This is a genomic window from Streptomyces cyaneochromogenes (assembly GCF_003963535.1).
Taxonomy (GTDB): domain Bacteria; phylum Actinomycetota; class Actinomycetes; order Streptomycetales; family Streptomycetaceae; genus Streptomyces; species Streptomyces shaanxiensis.
Window position 1 is genome coordinate 7654383 of sequence record NZ_CP034539.1, and the last position, 18366, is coordinate 7672748.

The following is an 18366-nucleotide window of genomic DNA, read 5'->3' on the forward strand; positions in this document are numbered from 1 at the left end:
TTGCCCGTTACGTCGATGTCACATCGCTTGATCATGAGGAGTTACGTCGGCCACACAGCCGTCCGGAGCGCGATGTGAGGGGGGGGATGGCGGTCGCGCACCGTGTCGCTGTTGGGCCGAACGGGTGACTTGGCGTAAGAATTGGCAGGTGCAGGAAATGAAGGCGAGTCAGGGCGGGGGGAGCCGGTGAACAGCCACGACGTCACCGATGAACAGTGGGAGGGGCTCGCCCAGGTCGTGCCGTTGCGCGGCCGTGACGCCTGGCCGTCCGCGGTGGACCACCGAGTGCCCCCGGAGGCGGTGACGGAGCCGCGACGGCGGTTCGTCGTCCTGCGGGTCAACGTGTTCGCGGACGCCCGCGACGTCGCCGAGACGCTCATGGCGGGAATCCCGGTGCTGCTGGATCTGACGGGGGCGGAGACCGAGGTCGCGAAGCGGGTCCTGGACTTCAGCACAGGCGTCGTATTCGGCCTGGGTAGTGGGATGCATCGGGTGGATCGGAACGTGTTTCTGCTGACGCCGCCCGGGACCGAGGTGAGCGGGCTGATGGAGGGGGCGGGGGTGCCGGGTACGTGAGGCGGCCCGGCCGGGCGGTCCCTCGATCGTAGGAAGGGCCTCGGGGTGGAACGGTTCGTCTGACGGCGCGGGACCTACGGTCCGGGAATGGCCGTGTCATCTGCGTCTGGTGCCGTTTCCGTGCCGTCCCAGGGAGGCCGTGCGGGTTCCCCGCCGCCTCGGGAGGGTCGTGCGGGTTCCCCGCCCTCGCCGGAACGCCCTCGGTGCGAGCCGTCCGCGGCCCGCTCCGATCGGTCCTACCTCACCGAGCTGCGGCTGTCGGCGTTCGCCGGGCATCGGCGGGCGGCGTTTGCGCTGGGGCCGTTCACGCTCTTCGCCGGGCCGAGCGGGTGCGGGAAGTCGACCGCTCTGCGGGCGTACGAGGCGCTGGCGCGGCTCGCCGGCGGTGCCGGGGTCGGTGAGGCGTTCCCCGATCCGCTGGCCTGTGTGCCCGAACGGGCCCGGCCCGATGCCCAACGCAGGCGGGGCTTCCGAATCGGCTGCACCGCCGACGGTCCCGAGGGGCCGGTACGGCTCGACGTCGCCGTGCAGGCCGAGCCCGGACTGCGCATCGTGGGCGAGCGGTTGAGCGCGGACGGCGTGGTGCTGCTGGAGACGGCCCTGCGCGATCCGAGCAGGCCCTGGGTGCAGGCCGCCTGGCACACGGCGGGTCAGTCGCCGGTGACCCGGGCGCCCTTACCCGACGACCGGCTCGGCACGGCACTGCTGCCGCTGCGGGTCGCGGGCAAGACCGACGGGCAGCGCCGGGTGCTCGCCGCCGCGGAGCAGATGGTGGTGGCGTTACGGTCGGTCTTCGCCTGTGACCCACGGCCCGACCGGATGCGGGCTCGGATGCCGGCCGGGTCCGGTCGCCTCCACGGTGGCTGCGACAACCTCGCCGATGTGCTGCGGCGGACCCGGATCGAGTGCGGGCGGCGGCATGCGCAGTTCGTCGCCGCGGTGCGGGCGGGCTGCGCCGGGCCGGTGGCGGACGCGGTCGCGGAGGTGATGGACGACGGGACGGTGCGGGCGGTGCTCGACCGCGGGGACGGGATCCGGACGGAGTTCGGTCGGCTGGGCGACGGTGAGCTGCGGTATCTCGCGCTGTCGCTGGTGCTGCTGACCGGACCCGGGGTGCTGGAGGTCGACCCGGTCGGTGAGGTGCCGCAGGCCATGCAGACGTTGACCGTGCTGGCCGACGGGTTCGATCGGGGGCTGGATCCCGGGCAGCGCGGGGAAGTCGTGCGGCTGGCGGCGCGGATGTGCGAGCGCGGGCACATCCGGGTGGTCGGGGCGGTGAGCGACGCCTCGGGGGTGGCGGGAGCGGATGGAGTGACGGTGGTACACCTGGAGCCGTGACCGAACCTCTTGATGTGGCCAAGCTGCAGCGCAGGCTGGCCGAGTTCGCCGCCGCGCGCAACTGGCAGCCGTATCACACGCCGAAGAACCTCGTCGCGGCGCTCAGCGTCGAGGCGTCCGAACTGGTCGAGATCTTCCAGTGGTTGACGCCGGAGGAGTCGGCGCGGGTCATGGCCGACGCGCAGACCGCGGAGCGGGTGACGGACGAGGTCGCGGACGTGCTGGCGTATCTGCTGCAGCTGTGCGAGGTGCTCGGGATCGATCCGCTGGCGGCGCTGGACGCGAAGATCGACCGGAACGAGCGGAGGTTTCCGGCGCCGTAGGGGGTGCGGGGAAGCGGCTCGGTCCGATGCGGGCGGGGCTCCGTCGGACGCGGGCGGGGCTCCGTCGGACGTGGGAAGGATTCCATCCGCTTTCACTCTCCGTATCCGATTCGGCGTCCGTAGCTGAAAAGTTGTCCGCAGATTTCCGCCTTCCTCTGGCTTTTAGTCTCAGAGCCCTTCACGCTGGGTAGTGAACAAGGGAGTTCGGGCGGACGCGTGGGCAGCGCGTCGGACAGACGGGGACAGCGGATGGACGCGGTGCGACTCATCGTGACGAGCAGGCGTGCGCTGGCCGGTACCGGGGGCGTGCCGGAGACCATGACGGAGGTGTGGCAGGCGCAGGCCCTGGCCCAGGCGATAGGGAGCCGCCTGGCCGTCTTCGGCCCGCCTGAACTGCGCGGCGAGGCCCTGGGGTTGACGGAGCTGGCGGGGCGTGGCTGCGGGGTCCTGGACGCGCCGGACCTGGCGGAGGCGGACTTACGCGCCGCCCAGCTCACGGAGCTGGGAGATGCGCGGCAGGCACTGATGCAGCTGGGGAGCCTGCTGGGGGAGGTGGGGATCGCCCTGGTGGGGATGGCCAGTGGGGCGGACGACGAGACGACGTACTGGCAGTGCATGGAGGCGATCGACGCCGCGGACGAGTCCCGGGACCGGGTGCTGGAGATGCTGCGAAGACTGGCGGACCGGGACCAGGTGCTGGCGGAGCGGGAGGCGGGGTAGGGGCTGAACGGCGGATAGGGGCCGGCACCCTTCCCGAAGAAGGGCGGCACCCCGTGGCGCCGGGCTGCGCGACCCACCCCCGCCCAGCCTCAGCGCGGAGTAATTCGTCAGCGACTCGAACTTCGGCCGGCCTCCCCGTCCTGCCGCGCGCCCACGCCGGACCCTCCGGTCGCCTGCAGATCCGCGTCCAGGGCCGACAGGTCCGCGTTCAGCGCCGCCATCAGCTCCTCCATCTGCTGCAGCAGCCCCTTCTGCGGTCCGGCGCCACCGGTCTGCTGTGGTGCGAGTTCCTCGGACATGACGGCCTCCTCGGCCTTGGGCCCCCTGACAGAAGGTGGGCCGACACGGTGACGCTCCGGCGCTCAAGGGCCGGCGCGGGCGCCGGGCGGTCCGGCTCCGACCGAGCCAACGATCACCGTCGGGGGCGGTCACTGGCCCGGGCCAGGGGCGGCAACCGCGCGGGCGGAATTCACCCGACCGGGGACGACAGGCCCTGGGGGGACCGGTGCGGGCGACCGGTGCCACGGCGTGCAGGATGGAGGTATGGATCTTCGCATCTTCACCGAGCCCCAGCAGGGGGCCACCTACGACACCCTCCTCACCGTGGCGAAGGCCACCGAAGACCTGGGATTCGACGCGTTCTTCCGGTCGGACCACTACCTCAGGATGGGCTCCGGGGACGGCCTCCCCGGCCCCACCGACGCCTGGATCACGCTCGCCGGCCTCGCCCGCGAGACCAAGCGGATCCGCCTCGGCACCCTGATGACCGCCGGCACCTTCCGGCTGCCCGGCGTGCTCGCCATCCAGGTCGCGCAGGTCGACCGGATGTCCGGCGGCCGGGTCGAACTCGGCCTGGGCGCGGGCTGGTTCGAGGAGGAGCACAAGGCGTACGGCATCCCGTTCCCGAAGGAGAAGTTCGGCCGGCTGGAGGAGCAGCTCGCCATCGTCACGGGGCTGTGGGCCACCGAGGTCGGTCAGACCTTCGACTTCCACGGGACCTACTACGACCTCACCGACTCGCCCGCGCTGCCCAAGCCCGCCCAGGACCGGATCCCGGTCCTGATCGGCGGACACGGCGCCACCCGTACGCCCCGGCTCGCCGCCAGGTACGCCGACGAGTTCAACATGCCGTTCGCCTCGATCGAGGACAGCGAGCGGCAGTTCGGCCGGGTGCGGGCCGCCGCCGAGGAGGCCGGCCGCAAGGGCGACGAGCTCGTCTACTCCAACGCCCTCGTCGTCTGCGTCGGCAAGGACGACCAGGAGGTCGCCCGCCGTGCCGCCGCGATCGGGCGGGAGGTCGACGAGCTGAAGGTCAACGGGCTCGCCGGCTCCCCGGCCGAGGTCGTCGAGAAGATCGGCCGGTACCAGGAGATCGGCTCGCAGCGGCTCTACCTCCAGGTCCTCGACCTCGACGACCTGGACCACCTGGAGCTCATCTCCTCCCAGGTGCAGTCGCAGCTGTCGTAGCACCGGACCGGCCCCGACCGGTATGAGTGGTTCCCGCGTCATCCGGCGGATCGGGCCGACGAGGACGATCCGCCGGGTGCGTCGTCATCGCTTGTGGCCGACCCCCACGTACAGGGGTATCTCCTCGCCCCCGTGCCGCTCACCGAGCTCGGGGTGCCACTCGGCGGCGAGCACCACGCCCGGGTCCACCAGTTCGAGCCCCGTGAAGAACCCGGTGAACTCGTCGCGCGAGCGCACCTGCGCCGGAGTGCCGCCCTTGCGGTACACCTCGACGACGCGCTCCCAGGTCTCCGGGTCGAAGTCCCCCGTCGCATGGGAGAGAGTCAGACAGCTTCCCGGCGCCAGGGGTTCGAGCAACTCGCCGACGATCCGGCCGGGTTCGTCCTCGTCCGCCACCAGGTGCAGCAGCGCCACGAGGGACAGCGCGATCGGCTGCGCGAAGTCGAGGGTCTCCCGTGCCGCCGCGAGGATCCTGCCCGGTTCGCGTACGTCACCGTGGACGTAGGCCGTTCTTCCCTCGCGGGTGCTGTGCAGCAGGGCCTCGGCGTGCCTGAGGACGATCGGGTCGTTGTCCGCGTACACCACCCGGGCGTCGGGGACGATCCCCTGCACGATCTGGTGGAGGTTCGGCTCGGTCGGGATTCCGGTTCCGATGTCGAGGAACTGGCGGACACCCCGCTCGGCCAGCAGCCGGGAGGCACGGTGCATGAACCGGCGGTTGGTCCGTGCCATGTCGCGCACGGCGGGGAAGAGGGACACCACTTGCTCGGCCGCCTCCGCGTCGACCGGGTAGTTGTCCTTCCCGCCGAGGAAGTAGTCGTACATGCGGGCCGAGTGGGGCTTGCTGGTGTCGATGGGGGTCGCCCGTAATCCGGCGTCTGTCACGTGAGGCCTCCGCTGGTGGACATACGTGGGCGATCGGTCGTGCGCCGTTCGAACGCCCGGACGGTCCGGAGGCTAGCGAAAATTCTCGGGTGCCGCCGATGCCGGATCTGTACGGTGGGCGTATCCGCAGTTCAGACGACTACTCCAAGGCCTGCCCACCGTGTTCCTGACCATCACCACCACCGGCTCTCCAGAGCGCCCGGCCACCGACCTCGGCTTCCTGCTGCACAAGCACCCCGAGAAATCGCAGGCGTTCTCCACCTCCTACGGCACGGCCCACGTCCTCTACCCGGAGGCGGACGCCGAGCGCTGCACGGCGGCGCTGCTCCTGGAGGTCGACGCGGTGGCGTTGGTCCGGCGGGGGAAGGGCAAGGGCCGGGGCGGCGCGCCCGACGCGGCGCTCGCGCAGTACGTCAACGACCGGCCGTACGCCGCCTCCTCGCTGCTCGCGGTCGCGCTCAGCAGCGTGTTCTCCAGCGCGATGCGGGGCGTGTGCAACGCCCGGCCCGAGCGGGCCGCCCAGCCGCTGCCCCTGCGCATCGAGGTGCCCGCGCTGCCGGCCCGGGGCGGCCCGGAGCTCGTACGGCGGCTGTTCGAGCCGCTCGGCTGGGCGGTGACCGTCGAGCCCGTGCCCCTGGACCCGCAGTTCCCCGAGTGGGGCGACTCGCGCTACGTCCGCCTCGTCCTGGAGTCGGACGCGCTGACCCTCGCCGAGGCCCTCCGTCACCTCTACGTCCTGCTCCCGGTCCTCGACGACGCCAAGCACTACTGGGTGGCCCCCGACGAGGTCGACAAGCTGCTGCGGGTCGGTGAGGGCTGGCTGCCGGAGCACCCGGAGCAGAAGCTGATCACCAGCCGGTATCTGTCGCGCCGCTGGTCGCTGACCCGGGAGGCGATGGAGCGGCTGGAACTCGTGCGGCTCGCGGAGGCCGACGACAGCGAGGTCGAGGAGATCGACAACGCCGTCGAGGCCGAGAGCGAGACGGAGGAGAAGCCGACCCCGCTCGCCGTGCAGCGGCGGGACGCGATCATCGCCGCGCTCAAGGCGTCCGGCGCCGCCCGCGTGCTCGACCTCGGATGCGGACAGGGCCAGCTGGTGCAGGCCCTCCTCAAGGACCCCGCGTTCACCGAGATCGTCGGCGTGGACGTGTCGATGCGGGCGCTCACCATCGCCGGGCGGCGGCTGAAGCTGGACCGGATGGGAGAGCGGCAGGCCTCGCGCGTGACGCTCTTCCAGAGCTCCCTGGCCTACACCGACAAGCGACTGGGGGGCTACGACGCCGCCGTGCTCTGCGAGGTCATCGAGCACCTCGACCTGCCCCGGCTGCCCGCCCTGGAGTACGCGGTGTTCGGCGCCGCGCGCCCGCGGACGGTTCTGGTGACCACCCCGAACGTCGAGTACAACGTCCGCTGGGAGTCCCTCCCGGCCGGACACGTCCGGCACGGCGACCACCGGTTCGAGTGGACGCGCGAGGAGTTCCGGACGTGGGCGCGGGCGGTGGCCGAACGGCACGGGTACGGCGTGGAGTTCGTACCCGTGGGGCCCGACGACCCGGAGGTGGGGCCGCCCACCCAGATGGCCGTGTTCACGGCCGTCGTGAACGTGAACGACGAGAAGGAGGCGAAGGCCGCATGAGCGAGAACACCCGGGCGACGAACGGGCGTGTCCTGCCCGTCACCGACCTCTCCCTCGTTGTGCTCGTCGGCGCCTCCGGCTCCGGCAAGTCCACCTTCGCCCGGCGGCACTTCAAGCCCACCGAGGTCATCTCCTCCGACTTCTGCCGCGGCCTGGTCTCCGACGACGAGAACGACCAGAGCGCGACCCGGGACGCCTTCGACGTCCTGCACTACATCGCGGGCAAGCGGCTGGCCGCCGGCCGCCGTACCGTCGTCGACGCCACCAGCGTGCAGCAGGACTCCCGGCGGCAGCTGATCGAGCTGGCCAGGAAGTACGACGTGCTGCCCATAGCCATCGTGCTGGACGTGCCGGAGGAGGTGTGCGCCGAGCGCAACGCGGCCCGCACCGACCGGGCCGACATGCCGCGCCGCGTCATCCAGCGGCACATCCGCGAACTGCGCCGTTCGGTCCGGCACCTGGAGCGCGAGGGCTTCCGCAAGGTGCACGTGCTGCGCGGTGTGGAGGACGTCGACAACGCCACCGTCGTCACCGAGAAGCGCTTCAACGACCTCACCCACCTCACCGGCCCGTTCGACATCGTCGGCGACATCCACGGCTGTGCCGCCGAACTGGAGTCGCTGCTCGCCAAGTTGGGCTATGTCGACGGCGTGCACCCGGACGGCCGTACCGCCGTCTTCGTGGGCGACCTCGTCGACCGCGGCCCGGACAGCCCGGGCGTGCTGCGCCGCGTGATGTCGATGGTGAAGTCGGGCAACGCGCTGTGCGTGCCGGGCAACCACGAGAACAAGTACGGGCGTTACCTCAAGGGCCGCAAGGTCCAGCACACGCACGGCCTCGCCGAGACCATCGAGCAGATGGAGACCGAGAGCGAGGAGTTCCGCGCGCAGGTGCGGGAGTTCATCGACGGACTCGTCAGCCACTACGTCCTCGACGGCGGCAAGCTGGTCGTCTGCCACGCCGGTCTGCCCGAGAAGTACCACGGGCGTACATCCGGCCGGGTCCGCTCGCACGCGCTGTACGGCGACACCACCGGCGAGACCGACGAGTTCGGGCTGCCGGTGCGCTACCCGTGGGCCGAGGACTACCGGGGCCGGGCGGCCGTGGTGTACGGCCACACTCCGGTCCCGGACGCCACATGGCTGAACAACACCATCTGCCTGGACACCGGCGCCGTCTTCGGCGGGAAGCTGACCGCGCTGCGCTGGCCGGAGCGGGAACTGGTCGACGTACCGGCCGAGAAGGTCTGGTACGAGCCGGCCAAGCCGCTGCGGACGGAGGCACCGGGCGGGCACGACGGCCGGCCGCTGGACCTGGCGGACGTGCACGGCCGCCGGGTCGTGGAGACCCGGCACCAGGGCCGTGTCGCGATCCGCGAGGAGAACGCGGCGGCGGCGCTGGAGGTCATGAGCCGCTTCGCGGTCGACCCGCGCCTGCTGCCGTACCTCCCGCCGACCATGGCACCGACGGCGACCAGCCATGAGGAGGGCTACCTGGAGCACCCCGCGGAGGCCTTCGCGCAGTACGCGCGGGACGGCGTCGAGCGGGTCGTGTGCGAGGAGAAGCACATGGGCTCGCGCGCGGTGGTCCTGGTGTGCCGGGACGCCGAGGCGGCACGCAAGCGCTTCGGCGTCGACGGCCCGACCGGCTCCCTCTACACCCGTACCGGCCGTCCGTTCCTCGACGACGAGTCGGTGACGGAGACGATCCTCGACCGGGTGCGGACGGCGATCGGCGAGGCGGGCCTGTGGGACGAGCTCGAGACCGACTGGCTGCTGCTGGACGCCGAGCTGATGCCGTGGTCGCTGAAGGCGTCGGGCCTGCTGCGCTCGCAGTACGCGGCGGTCGGCGCCGCCTCCGGGGCGGCGTTCCCGGGTGCGCTGGCCGCGCTCGAGGGCGCTTCGGCGCGCGGCGTCGACGTGGCGGACCTGCTGGCACGCCAGCGCGAACGGGCCTCGGACGCGGCCGCGTTCACGGAGGCCTACCGCCGCTACTGCTGGCCGACGGACGGCCTGGACGGCGTACGCCTGGCTCCCTTCCAGATCCTCGCGGTCCAGGGGCGCAGCCTCGCCGGCCTGCCGCACGACGAGCAGCTCACGCTCCTCGACCGGCTGGTGGAGCACGACAGCACGGGCCTGCTCCAGACGACCCGACGCCTGTACGTCGACACCGGCGACCCGGAGTCGGTGCGGGCCGGCGTCGACTGGTGGCTGGAGATGACGGGCCGCGGCGGCGAGGGCATGGTCGTCAAGCCGATCGGCGCGGTGGTCCGCAGCGCGGAGGGGCGGCTGGTACAGCCCGGCATCAAGTGCCGGGGCCGTGAGTACCTCCGGATCATCTACGGCCCGGAGTACACCCGCCCGGACAACCTGGACCGACTGCGCAAGCGGTTCCTCAACCACAAGCGCTCCCTCGCCATCCGCGAGTACGCGCTGGGACTGGAAGCCCTCGACCGGCTGGCGGAGGGCGAGCCGCTGTGGCGCGTGCACGAGGCGGTGTTCGGCGTGCTGGCGCTGGAGTCGGAGCCGGTGGACCCTCGGCTGTGATCCGTGTGTCCGGGCCCGCCCGCTGTAGGGCCGGTCGTACGGCGCGTCGCCGGCCGTCAACACGGATGTCCGGGCGGCCTGGACAATCGGGAGTCGGCGTGCTGCGTTCGCCGCCGGGGACCCGGCCGGTGCGCTCTCGCGGTGGGCGGACGAACCGGCCGCCGCCGCGGCCGAGCCGCACGCGCCGGCCGGCTGGATCGTCGCCCGCGACGCTCCCGCCCCGGGGCCGCGCGGCCCGCCGTATGCTCGCGCGTCCGGAACCGCTCCAGCCGCTGCCCGGTGCCCTGCAGGGTCGAGGCACCAGGGCCTCACCCCCTCACCCCACCAACCGCAACCGCTCCTCGCACACCCCCACCCGCACCGTCTGCCCCCAGGTCAGCTCCAGCGCGTCCGCCTCCATCCCGTCCCCGAAGGCGACGAGTCGCTCGGATTCGACGGTGAGCCGGAGGCGGGTCGCGGCGGCGAGTTCGCCGGCCACCAGGGACGTACCGGTGGCCGGGGACGGCCAGGCCTCGCGGACGTACCACAGCAGGCGGTCCTCCGTCGGGGAGGGCAGCCGCAGCCGCCCTCCCCGCTCCTGCCACACCGACCGGATCCAGCCGGTCGCCCCCGTCCCGGTGCCGATCAGCACCCCGGACGAGGCCTGGGCCTCGACGACACCCCCGTCGTCCTCCAGGCCCAGGCGGTATCGGGCCGTCTGGTGTCCGACGGCGCCCAGGTAGATCTCGTTGAGGGCCACGAGCCGCTGTGTGTCGTCGGCCACCGCCTCGACCATGGTGAGTTCGTCGCAGCGGCCGCTTCCGGATTGCGCGGCGGCGAGGAGACTGCCGGTGTTCTCGGGGCGGTGGCGCACCAGGACGCCCGGATTGCGGCCGGGGTCGGTATCGATGCCCAGTACCGGCTGGCCGGTGAGGTACTTCGCCACGTTCGCGACCAGGCCGTCCTGTCCGGCGACGACCACGACGTCCTCGGGGGCGAACAGGAAGCGGTCCAGGTCGGCCCGTTCCACCCTGGTCCGACGCCAGGTCAGAGGGATCGCGGAGGTCACCTCCGTCAGCGCCTGCCGCGTGCGGCGGTGGCGTTCCGCGATCTCCTCGATGTCGCGGCCGCGGGAGGAGAGGAAGAAGGCGGCCTGGCCGTGTGTGCCGTGCCGGGCCACCAACTCCTCGTACTCCGTGGTGCGATGGACGAGGACGACCCGGGGAGCGAGGCTCACGCCTGCTCCTGGGCCGGGGCCTGGGCCTGGGCGCCGAGCTTGGCCAGCAACCCCGTCAGCACGTCCGGGGACACCGTCACGCTGTCGATCCGCGGCAGGTTCTCCGCGAGCCGGGTCCCGGTGAGGGCATGCAGGGTCGCCACGTCCACCTCCGCGTGCACCCGCAGCCAGGCCGCCTGCGCCTGGGCCCGCGCCTCACCGACCTCGCGCGCCCCCTCGGCCTCGGCCCGGGCCAGCCGTACGGACCGCGTGGCCTCCGCCTCCGCGAGGCGCACCGTCCGTGCCGCCTCCGCGTCCGCGAGCCGTACCGTCCGTGCCGCCTCCGCCTCGGCCCTGACCGCGTCGGCCGCCGCGTGCTCCTCGGCCTCCCGCCGCGCGTTCGTCCCCCGCTGGTCCACCAACTGCTCCTCGCGGCGGGCGAGTTCGATCTGGCTGGCCAGTTCGTTCTCGGCGATCGTGCGCTCCCGCTCGACGGCCACCGCCCGGCGTTCGTACGTCGCCCGGTCGGCCTCCTGCTGGATCTGCTCGCGGGCCGGGGTGCGCAGCGCCCGTTCCACCTCGGGTTCCGGGCGCAGCGCCATGACGCGCACGGCGACGACCTCGATGCCCGTGGCGGGCAGGCGGGGCTCGCCCGCGAGGCCGGTCGCGATCCGCTCCCGTACCGCCGTCACCCCGTCCACCAGCGCGGCCGACAGCGGCGTACGGGCCAGGACGTCCAGCGCGTGCTGCTGTGCCGTCTCCGTCAGGAGGGTGCCCAACTGCTCCAGCGGCGTGCCCCGCCACGCGCCCGTGTCCGGGTCGACCGAGAAGTCCAGCCGGGTCGCGGCCACCGCCGGGTCACTGATCCGGTAGGTGACCGTCGCCTGTACGGCCACGTCCTGGAAGTCGGACGTACGGGCATGGAAGGTCATCGCCAACTCCCGGTCGTCGACCGGTACTTCGGAGAGCGCGGCGGTCAGCGCCCGGAACCAGAAGCTGAGTCCCGGGCCGTCGTGCAGCAGCTTTCCGCCGCGGTGGTGGCGGATGTGCGCCGTGGGCGCGCCGCGCAGATGGCGCCAACCGAGGCGCCGGGTGATGTCGGCCATGGAGCCTGCCCCCTCTTTTTCGTCACGCCGACGATAACCGTGCCATGCGCTTGTCGTCAAGGGGACGAAAAGAAGAAAGATGGAGGCAAGTGGGGGGTGAACACGCGCCCCGATGGTCAGGATGGAGGCATGGCATTCCATGTCGACTCCGAGGCCGGGCGGCTGCGCCGCGTCATCCTGCACCGGCCGGATCTCGAGCTCAAAAGGCTCACCCCCAGCAACAAGGACGCGCTGCTCTTCGACGACGTGCTGTGGGTGCGCCGGGCGCGCGCCGAGCACGACGGGTTCGCCGACGTGCTGCGCGACCGCGGCGTCACCGTCCACCTCTTCGGCGACCTGCTCACCGAGGCCCTGGAGATCCCGGCGGCCCGCAGGCTCGTCCTGGACCGGGTCTTCGACGAGAAGGAGTACGGGGTGCTCGCCACCGACCACCTCCGTGCGGCCTTCGAGGGCCTGCCCTCGTCCGAACTGGTCGAGGCGCTCGTCGGCGGCATGACCAAGCGGGAGTTCCTGGAGGCGCACCCCGAGCCGACCTCCGTGCGCTTCCATGTCATGGAGCTCGACGACTTCCTCCTCGCGCCCCTGCCCAACCACCTCTTCACCCGCGACACCTCCGCCTGGATCTATGACGGCGTCTCCGTCAACGCGATGCGCTGGCCCGCCCGGCAGCGCGAGACCGTGCACTTCGAGGCGATCTACCGGCATCACCCGCTGTTCCGCGACGAAACGTTCCACTTCTGGTCGGAGGGGCAGGCGGACTACCCGTCCACCATCGAGGGCGGGGACGTCCTGGTGATCGGCAACGGCGCCGTCCTCATCGGGATGAGCGAGCGGACCACCCCGCAGGCCGTCGAGATGCTCGCCCACAAGCTGTTCGCCGCCGGATCGGCCGAGACGATCGTGGCCCTCGACATGCCCAAGCGGCGTGCCCTCATGCACCTGGACACCGTGATGACGATGGTCGACGGCGACGTCTTCACCCAGTACGCCGGGCTCGGCATGCTCCGCTCGTACACCATCGAGCCGGGCGCCGGCGACAAGGAGCTGAAGGTCACCGACCATCCGCCGGAGCACATGCACCGCGCGATCGCCGCCGCCCTGGGCCTGAACGAGATCCGCGTCCTGACCGCGACCCAGGACGTCCACGCTGCCGAGCGCGAGCAGTGGGACGACGGCTGCAACGTGCTCGCCGTCGAGCCGGGTGTCGTCGTCGCCTACGAACGGAACGCCACCACCAACACGCATCTGCGCAAGCAGGGCGTCGAGGTGATCGAGATTCCGGGCAGCGAGCTGGGGCGGGGGAGAGGGGGGCCGCGCTGTATGAGCTGTCCGGTCGAACGTGCGCCGGTGTAGGGGTGTCCGCGCGAGGGGCACCTGTGTAGGAGTGCCCGGACGACGAGGGGTGCCTGTATAGAAATGCCAATCGTCGTATAGACTTCCAGAGTCCCTGTTCACGTACCTCTGGAGCGCCCTCATGGCGACTGTCCCGACCGCCCTCGCCGGGCGCCACTTCCTCAAGGAGCTCGACTTCACCGAGCAGGAGTTCCGTGGGCTGGTCGAGCTGGCCGCCGAGCTGAAGGCCGCCAAGAAGGCCGGGGACGAGACGCAGTACCTGCGGGGCCGGAACATCGCGCTGATCTTCGAGAAGACCTCGACGCGCACGCGCTGCGCGTTCGAGGTCGCGGCCGCCGACCAGGGCGCATCCACGACGTACCTGGACCCCTCGGGCTCGCAGATCGGGCACAAGGAGTCCGTGAAGGACACCGGCCGCGTACTGGGGCGGATGTTCGACGCGATCGAGTACCGCGGGGACAGCCAGCGCAACGTGGAGGAGCTGGCCGAGTACGCGGGCGTGCCTGTCTACAACGGCCTCACCGACGACTGGCACCCCACCCAGATGCTGGCCGACGTGCTCACCATGACCGAGCACACCGCCAAGCCGCTCAAGGAGATCGCCTTCGCCTACCTGGGCGACGCCCGCTTCAACATGGGCAACTCCTACCTGATCACCGGCGCCCTGCTCGGCATGGACGTACGGATCGTCGCTCCCCAGGCGTACTGGCCCGCCCAGGAGATCGTGGACCGGGCCCTGGAGCTGGCCGAGACCAGCGGAGCCCGTGTCACCCTCACCGAGAAGGTCGACGAGGGTGTCCTCGGCGCCGACTTCGTCGCCACCGACGTCTGGGTCTCCATGGGGGAGCCGAAGGAGGTCTGGGACGAGCGGATCGCCGCGCTCGCCCCGTATGCGGTGACCATGGACGTCCTGCGCGCCACCGGGAACGCGGACGTGAAGTTCCTGCACTGTCTGCCGGCCTTCCACGACCTCGGCACCAAGGTCGGGCGGGAGATCTTCGAGTCCCACGGCCTGGATTCGCTCGAGGTGACCGACGAGGTCTTCGAGTCGGCGCACTCGGTCGTCTTCGACGAGGCGGAGAACCGGATGCACACGATCAAGGCGGTGCTGGTGGCGACGCTGGCCTGAGCGGGAGGGCTACACCGGGCGGCGTTGAGCCGGCAGGACCGGCAGTCTGAACCACACCGCCTTGCCCGAGTCCGTGGGCCGGTGGCCGCAGGACGAGCTCAGGGCCCGGATCAGAAGCAGGCCGCGGCCGTGCTCCTGCCAGGGGTCGGGGTCGCCGACGACGGGGCGGGTGAGGTTGCCGGGGGGTGCCGGGTCCGGGTCGTGCACCTCGACCTGGCAGCCGGAGGGCAGGAGCTCCACCACCAGCTCTATGGGGCGGTCGCCCGCGGTGTGCTCCACTGCGTTCGCGACCAGCTCCGCCGTGAGCAGCTCCGCGGTGTCGCTGTCGGCGGCATGCTCCAGCTCCGCCAGCGCCGTACGGACCAGAGCGCGTGCGACGGGCACCGCGGCGACGGTGTGCGGCAGCGCGATGCGCCAGGAGGCGGAGGCGGGCGGGCGATCTTGCAAGGCGGGTCCGTTCATGAGCAGGCTGTCCTGCTTTCAACCTTATGAATGGTACGGCGCCACCCGGCGAAGGCGTCCGACGGGCACCGTTCGAGACCTTCGGCCCCGACTGCTGGGCGGCTTACCCCGGTGAACGGTCGGCCTCGCGCGGTTGATCCCGCCGTTACGGGGGCGTCGACGATCCGTGACGGATGTGACGGGGCCAGGTCACATCCGAGATCCACATGTGAGGCCCACATGTGAGGCCCACATGTGAGGCCCACATGTGAGGCCCACATGTGAGGCCCACATTCACAGCGGTACCCGAATGGGTTATTGCGCAACCGTGACGACGGTCAAACTTGGGTGATAGCTTCGAAGGGTAGAGCTCGGAGGGTAGAGCTCCGTGAGTCAGTGCCCGCGCCGTCCGCCCGAGGAGGCCGCACGTCATGAGTCCCTTCACCGGCTCCGCCGCCCGCACCTCCGACTGGAAGCATCTGCGGGTCGAGCACGCCGACGGGGTGGCCACCGTCACCCTCGCCCGCCCCGAGAAACTCAACGCGCTCACCTTCGGCGCCTACGCCGACCTGCGCGACCTGCTCGCCGAGCTCTCCCGGGAGAAGGCGGTACGGGCCCTGGTGCTGGCCGGCGAGGGCCGCGGCTTCTGCTCCGGCGGCGACGTCGACGAGATCATCGGCGCCACCCTGTCCATGGACACCGCCCAGTTGCTCGACTTCAACCGGATGACCGGGCAGGTCGTGCGAGCCGTACGGGAGTGCCCGTTCCCGGTGATCGCGGCGGTGCACGGGGTGGCCGCGGGGGCCGGGGCGGTACTGGCGCTCGCGGCCGACTTCCGGATCGCCGACCCCACCGCCCGCTTCGCCTTCCTCTTCACCCGGGTCGGCCTGTCCGGCGGCGACATGGGTGCGGCCTATCTGCTGCCGAGGGTCGTCGGCCTCGGCCACGCGACCCGGCTGCTCATGCTGGGCGAACCGGTACGCGCCCCCGAGGCGGAGCGCATCGGCCTGATCAGCGAGCTGACGGAGGAGGGTCAGGCCGACGAGGCCGCCCAGACGCTGGCCCGCCGCCTGTCCGACGGCCCGGCGCTGGCATACGCCCAGACGAAGGCCCTGCTCACGGCCGAGCTGGACATGCCGCTGGCGGCGGCGGTGGAGATGGACGCCTCGACGCAGGCCCTGCTGATGAACGGCGAGGACTACGCGGAGTTCCACGCGGCATTCACGGAGAAGCGCCCACCGAAATGGCAGGGGAGGTAGGGATGCTCTCGGCCAAGGGGACTGCAACCCCCTCAGGGGCGCGGGGAACTGCGCGACCAGCCACAGACGACTCGCAGCCGCCAGCGGTGATCAGTCACCCCCTACGAGTCGCGATCATCGGCGGCGGCCCCGGCGGCCTCTACGCCGCAGCCCTGCTGAAACGCCTCGACCCCACCCGAGAGGTCACCGTCTGGGAGCGCAACGCCCCCGACGACACCTTCGGCTTCGGCGTGGTCCTCTCCGACGAAACCCTCGGCGGCATCGAACACGCAGACCCCGTGGTCTACGCCGCCCTGCAAGAACACTTCACCCGCTGGGACGACATCGACATCGTCCACCGAAGCACCCGCCAAACCTCCGGAGGACACGGCTTCGCGGCCCTGGGCAGAAAACGCCTCCTCGAAATCCTGCACGCCCGCTGCCGCGAGCTCGGCGTAGAGCTCCGCTTCCGCACGGAGGCCCCGTACCCGGCCTGGCTCGCGGAAACGTACGACCTCGTGATCGCCGCCGATGGTGTGCACAGCACCACCCGCGAGGCCTACACCCATGTGTTCCGCCCCCATGTGGCCGAACACCACTGCCGCTACATCTGGCTCGCCGCCGACTTCGCTCTCACATCGTTCCGCTTCGAGATCGCCGAGACCGAGCACGGCGTGATGCAGCTGCACGGCTACCCGTACGCGGCCGACGCCTCCACCGTGATCGTGGAGATGCGCGAAGAGGTGTGGGAGCGGGCCGGGTTCGCGGAACTCGACGAGCAGGAGTCCGTCGAGCGCTGCGCGAAGATCTTCGCGGAAGCGCTGCGCGGGCGGCCGCTGAAGTCCAACAAGTCGGCCTGGACGACCTTCCGCACCGTCGTCAACGAACGCTGGTCGCACGGCAACATCGTGCTGCTCGGCGACGCCGCCCACACGGCCCACTTCTCCATCGGCTCCGGCACCAAGCTCGCCGTCGAGGACGCCCTCGCGCTCGCCGCCTGCCTGGAGGAACAGGCCTCCCTGGAGCGGGCGCTGGCGGCGTACGAGGACGAGCGCAAGCCGGTCGTCGCGTCCACACAGCGCGCCGCCCGGGCCAGCCTGGAGTGGTTCGAGAACCTCGGCCTCTACCTCGACCAGCCGCCCCGGCAGTTCGCCTTCAACCTGCTCACCCGCAGCCGTCGCGTCACCCACGACAACCTGCGCCTGCGCGACGCCGGCTTCACCGAGGCCGTGGAGCGCGACTTCGGCTGCCCGCCCGGCACGCCGCCGATGTTCACCCCGTTCCGGCTGCGCGGCCTGACCCTGCGCAACCGGGTCGTCGTGTCCCCGATGGACATGTACTCGGCCACCGACGGAGTCCCCGGCGACTTCCACCTCGTCCATCTCGGCGCCCGCGCCCTCGGTGGCGCAGGCCTGGTGATGACGGAGATGGTGTGCGTCAGCCCGGAGGGGCGGATCACCCCTGGCTGCGCCGGCCTCTACAGCGGCAGGCAGGCCGACGCCTGGCGGCGGATCGTCCGGTTCGTGCACACCCAGGCGCCCGGCACCGCGATCGGTGTGCAGCTCGGCCACAGCGGCCGCAAGGGCTCGACCAAACTGATGTGGGAGGGTATCGACGAACCGCTGGACGACGGCAACTGGCCGCTCGTCGCGCCGTCCCCGCTCCCCTACAAGCAGTACAGCCAGACCCCGCGCGAACTCGGACGCGCCCAACTCACCGACATCCGCGAGCAGTTCACGGCAGCCGCCTGGCGAGCCGCCCGTGCCGGCTTCGACCTCCTCGAACTGCACTGCGCGCACGGCTATCTGCTCTCCGGCTTCCTCTCGCCGCTCACCAACCGGCGCACCGACGCCTACGGCGGCTCCCTGGAGAAACGGCTCCGCTTCCCGCTGGAGGTCTTCGACGCCGTACGCGCCGTCTGGCCCGAGGAGCGGCCGATGACCGTCCGTATCTCCGCCACCGACTGGGCCGAGGGCGGCACGACCGGCGAGGACGCCGTCGAGATCGCCCGTGCCTTCGCCGCGCACGGCGCCGACGCCATCGACGTGTCGACCGGGCAGGTCGTGGCCGACGAGCAGCCGGAGTTCGGGCGGTCGTACCAGACGCCGTACGCGGACCGGATCCGGCACAGCGCCGGTCTCCCGGTGATCGCGGTCGGCGCGATCTCGTCCTGGGACGACGTCAACTCCCTGATCCTGGCGGGCCGCACGGACCTGTGCGCCCTCGCCCGCCCGCACCTCTACGACCCGCACTGGACGCTGCACGCGGCGGCCGAGCAGGGCTACGACGGTCCGGGCGTCGTCTGGCCGGCCCCGTACCGGGCGGGCAGCCGCCGCCCGCAGACCGGACGCACGGACGCCCCCAAGCCCCGTCTGACGCTCAGCGGTTGAGCTCCACCATCCCGGCGGTCAGC

At 71.6% G+C, this 18366-nt stretch carries 16 protein-coding genes; 11 read left to right on the forward strand and 5 right to left on the reverse strand.

All coding sequences use genetic code 11. The features are described 5' to 3' along the window. Nucleotides 1-186 precede the first annotated feature (186 nt). The 4 genes from EJ357_RS34970 to EJ357_RS34985 all read left to right on the forward strand — a co-directional run bounded on the left by EJ357_RS34970 (nt 187) and on the right by EJ357_RS34985 (nt 2957). A complete protein-coding gene (locus EJ357_RS34970; RefSeq protein ID WP_175647624.1) occupies nt 187-576 on the forward strand; it encodes a cell division protein SepF in 390 nt (129 codons plus the stop codon). Between the two features lie 87 nt (nt 577-663). After that, nucleotides 664-1914 (forward strand): AAA family ATPase, encoded by a 1251-nt coding sequence (locus tag EJ357_RS34975; protein WP_126395677.1) that lies wholly within the window; start codon nt 664-666, stop codon nt 1912-1914. Then, a complete protein-coding gene (locus EJ357_RS34980) occupies nt 1911-2237 on the forward strand; it encodes a nucleotide pyrophosphohydrolase (RefSeq protein ID WP_126395678.1) in 327 nt (108 codons plus the stop codon). The genes EJ357_RS34975 and EJ357_RS34980 overlap by 4 nt, the downstream gene beginning before the upstream one ends. 249 nt (nt 2238-2486) lie before the next feature. Then, nucleotides 2487-2957 carry a DUF6099 family protein gene (locus EJ357_RS34985; RefSeq protein ID WP_126395679.1) on the forward strand — a complete coding sequence of 157 codons (471 nt, stop codon included), beginning with the start codon at nt 2487-2489 and terminating at the stop codon, nt 2955-2957. Between the two features lie 107 nt (nt 2958-3064). Here the strand turns inward: EJ357_RS34985 and EJ357_RS34990 are convergent, their stop codons facing one another. Continuing rightward, the gene (locus EJ357_RS34990; protein ID WP_126395680.1) at nt 3065-3256 is read right to left on the reverse strand and encodes a hypothetical protein; all 192 of its coding nucleotides are present in this window, start codon (nt 3254-3256) and stop codon (nt 3065-3067) included. A gap of 244 nt (nt 3257-3500) precedes the next feature. Here EJ357_RS34990 and EJ357_RS34995 point away from each other — a divergent pair, with 244 nt between their 5' ends. After that, nucleotides 3501-4424, forward strand: a complete 924-nt coding sequence (locus EJ357_RS34995) for an LLM class F420-dependent oxidoreductase (protein ID WP_126395681.1) — start codon at nt 3501-3503, stop codon at nt 4422-4424. Between the two features lie 84 nt (nt 4425-4508). Here EJ357_RS34995 and EJ357_RS35000 read toward each other — a convergent pair whose 3' ends face one another. Further along, nucleotides 4509-5309 (reverse strand): SAM-dependent methyltransferase, encoded by an 801-nt coding sequence (locus tag EJ357_RS35000; RefSeq protein ID WP_126395682.1) that lies wholly within the window; start codon nt 5307-5309, stop codon nt 4509-4511. 160 nt (nt 5310-5469) lie between these two features. Here EJ357_RS35000 and EJ357_RS35005 point away from each other — a divergent pair, with 160 nt between their 5' ends. Together EJ357_RS35005 and EJ357_RS35010 are read left to right on the forward strand one after the other, a co-directional pair. Then, complete coding sequence (locus EJ357_RS35005) at nt 5470-6945, forward strand: 3' terminal RNA ribose 2'-O-methyltransferase Hen1 (RefSeq protein ID WP_126395683.1); 1476 nt, start codon at nt 5470-5472, stop codon at nt 6943-6945. Next, nucleotides 6942-9491: a polynucleotide kinase-phosphatase gene (locus EJ357_RS35010; protein WP_126395684.1), complete on the forward strand. Its 2550-nt coding sequence runs from the start codon at nt 6942-6944 to the stop codon at nt 9489-9491. Before EJ357_RS35005 ends, EJ357_RS35010 begins: the two co-directional genes overlap by 4 nt. Before the next feature lie 316 nt (nt 9492-9807). Here EJ357_RS35010 and EJ357_RS35015 read toward each other — a convergent pair whose 3' ends face one another. Beyond that, nucleotides 9808-10707 (reverse strand): diacylglycerol kinase catalytic domain-containing protein, encoded by a 900-nt coding sequence (locus EJ357_RS35015; RefSeq protein WP_126395685.1) that lies wholly within the window; start codon nt 10705-10707, stop codon nt 9808-9810. Further along, a complete protein-coding gene (locus tag EJ357_RS35020) occupies nt 10704-11792 on the reverse strand; it encodes an SPFH domain-containing protein (protein ID WP_126395686.1) in 1089 nt (362 codons plus the stop codon). Before EJ357_RS35020 ends, EJ357_RS35015 begins: the two co-directional genes overlap by 4 nt. 129 nt (nt 11793-11921) lie before the next feature. Here EJ357_RS35020 and EJ357_RS35025 point away from each other — a divergent pair, with 129 nt between their 5' ends. Beyond that, entirely contained in the window at nt 11922-13145 is a 1224-nt protein-coding gene (locus EJ357_RS35025; protein ID WP_126395687.1) for an arginine deiminase, read from the forward strand. 121 nt (nt 13146-13266) lie between these two features. Then, nucleotides 13267-14274: an ornithine carbamoyltransferase gene (gene argF, locus EJ357_RS35030; protein WP_126395688.1), complete on the forward strand. Its 1008-nt coding sequence runs from the start codon at nt 13267-13269 to the stop codon at nt 14272-14274. A 9-nt stretch (nt 14275-14283) separates the two neighbouring features. Here the strand turns inward: argF and EJ357_RS35035 are convergent, their stop codons facing one another. Beyond that, the gene (locus EJ357_RS35035) at nt 14284-14736 is read right to left on the reverse strand and encodes an ATP-binding protein (RefSeq protein WP_126395689.1); all 453 of its coding nucleotides are present in this window, start codon (nt 14734-14736) and stop codon (nt 14284-14286) included. A gap of 410 nt (nt 14737-15146) precedes the next feature. Between EJ357_RS35035 and EJ357_RS35040 the strand changes: the two genes are divergently transcribed. Together EJ357_RS35040 and EJ357_RS35045 are read left to right on the forward strand one after the other, a co-directional pair. Further along, nucleotides 15147-15974, forward strand: coding sequence for an enoyl-CoA hydratase family protein (locus tag EJ357_RS35040; RefSeq protein ID WP_126395690.1), 828 nt, complete (start codon nt 15147-15149; stop codon nt 15972-15974). 2 nt (nt 15975-15976) lie between these two features. After that, on the forward strand, nt 15977-18343 hold the full coding sequence (locus tag EJ357_RS35045; protein ID WP_126395691.1) for a bifunctional salicylyl-CoA 5-hydroxylase/oxidoreductase: 2367 nt from the start codon (nt 15977-15979) through the stop codon (nt 18341-18343). The last annotated feature ends 23 nt before the right edge of the window (nt 18344-18366 follow it).

Coding starts and splice junctions, on each gene's coding strand:
- EJ357_RS34975 (WP_126395677.1), top strand. CDS start 664: ATGGCCGTGTCATCTGCGTCTGGTGCCGTTTCCGTGCCGTCCCAGGGA.
- EJ357_RS34985 (WP_126395679.1), top strand. CDS start 2,487: ATGGACGCGGTGCGACTCATCGTGACGAGCAGGCGTGCGCTGGCCGGT.
- EJ357_RS34990 (WP_126395680.1), bottom strand. CDS start 3,256: ATGTCCGAGGAACTCGCACCACAGCAGACCGGTGGCGCCGGACCGCAG.
- EJ357_RS34995 (WP_126395681.1), top strand. CDS start 3,501: ATGGATCTTCGCATCTTCACCGAGCCCCAGCAGGGGGCCACCTACGAC.
- EJ357_RS35010 (WP_126395684.1), top strand. CDS start 6,942: ATGAGCGAGAACACCCGGGCGACGAACGGGCGTGTCCTGCCCGTCACC.
- EJ357_RS35020 (WP_126395686.1), bottom strand. CDS start 11,792: ATGGCCGACATCACCCGGCGCCTCGGTTGGCGCCATCTGCGCGGCGCG.
- EJ357_RS35025 (WP_126395687.1), top strand. CDS start 11,922: ATGGCATTCCATGTCGACTCCGAGGCCGGGCGGCTGCGCCGCGTCATC.
- argF (WP_126395688.1), top strand. CDS start 13,267: ATGGCGACTGTCCCGACCGCCCTCGCCGGGCGCCACTTCCTCAAGGAG.
- EJ357_RS35035 (WP_126395689.1), bottom strand. CDS start 14,736: ATGAACGGACCCGCCTTGCAAGATCGCCCGCCCGCCTCCGCCTCCTGG.
- EJ357_RS35040 (WP_126395690.1), top strand. CDS start 15,147: ATGAGTCCCTTCACCGGCTCCGCCGCCCGCACCTCCGACTGGAAGCAT.
- EJ357_RS35045 (WP_126395691.1), top strand. CDS start 15,977: ATGCTCTCGGCCAAGGGGACTGCAACCCCCTCAGGGGCGCGGGGAACT.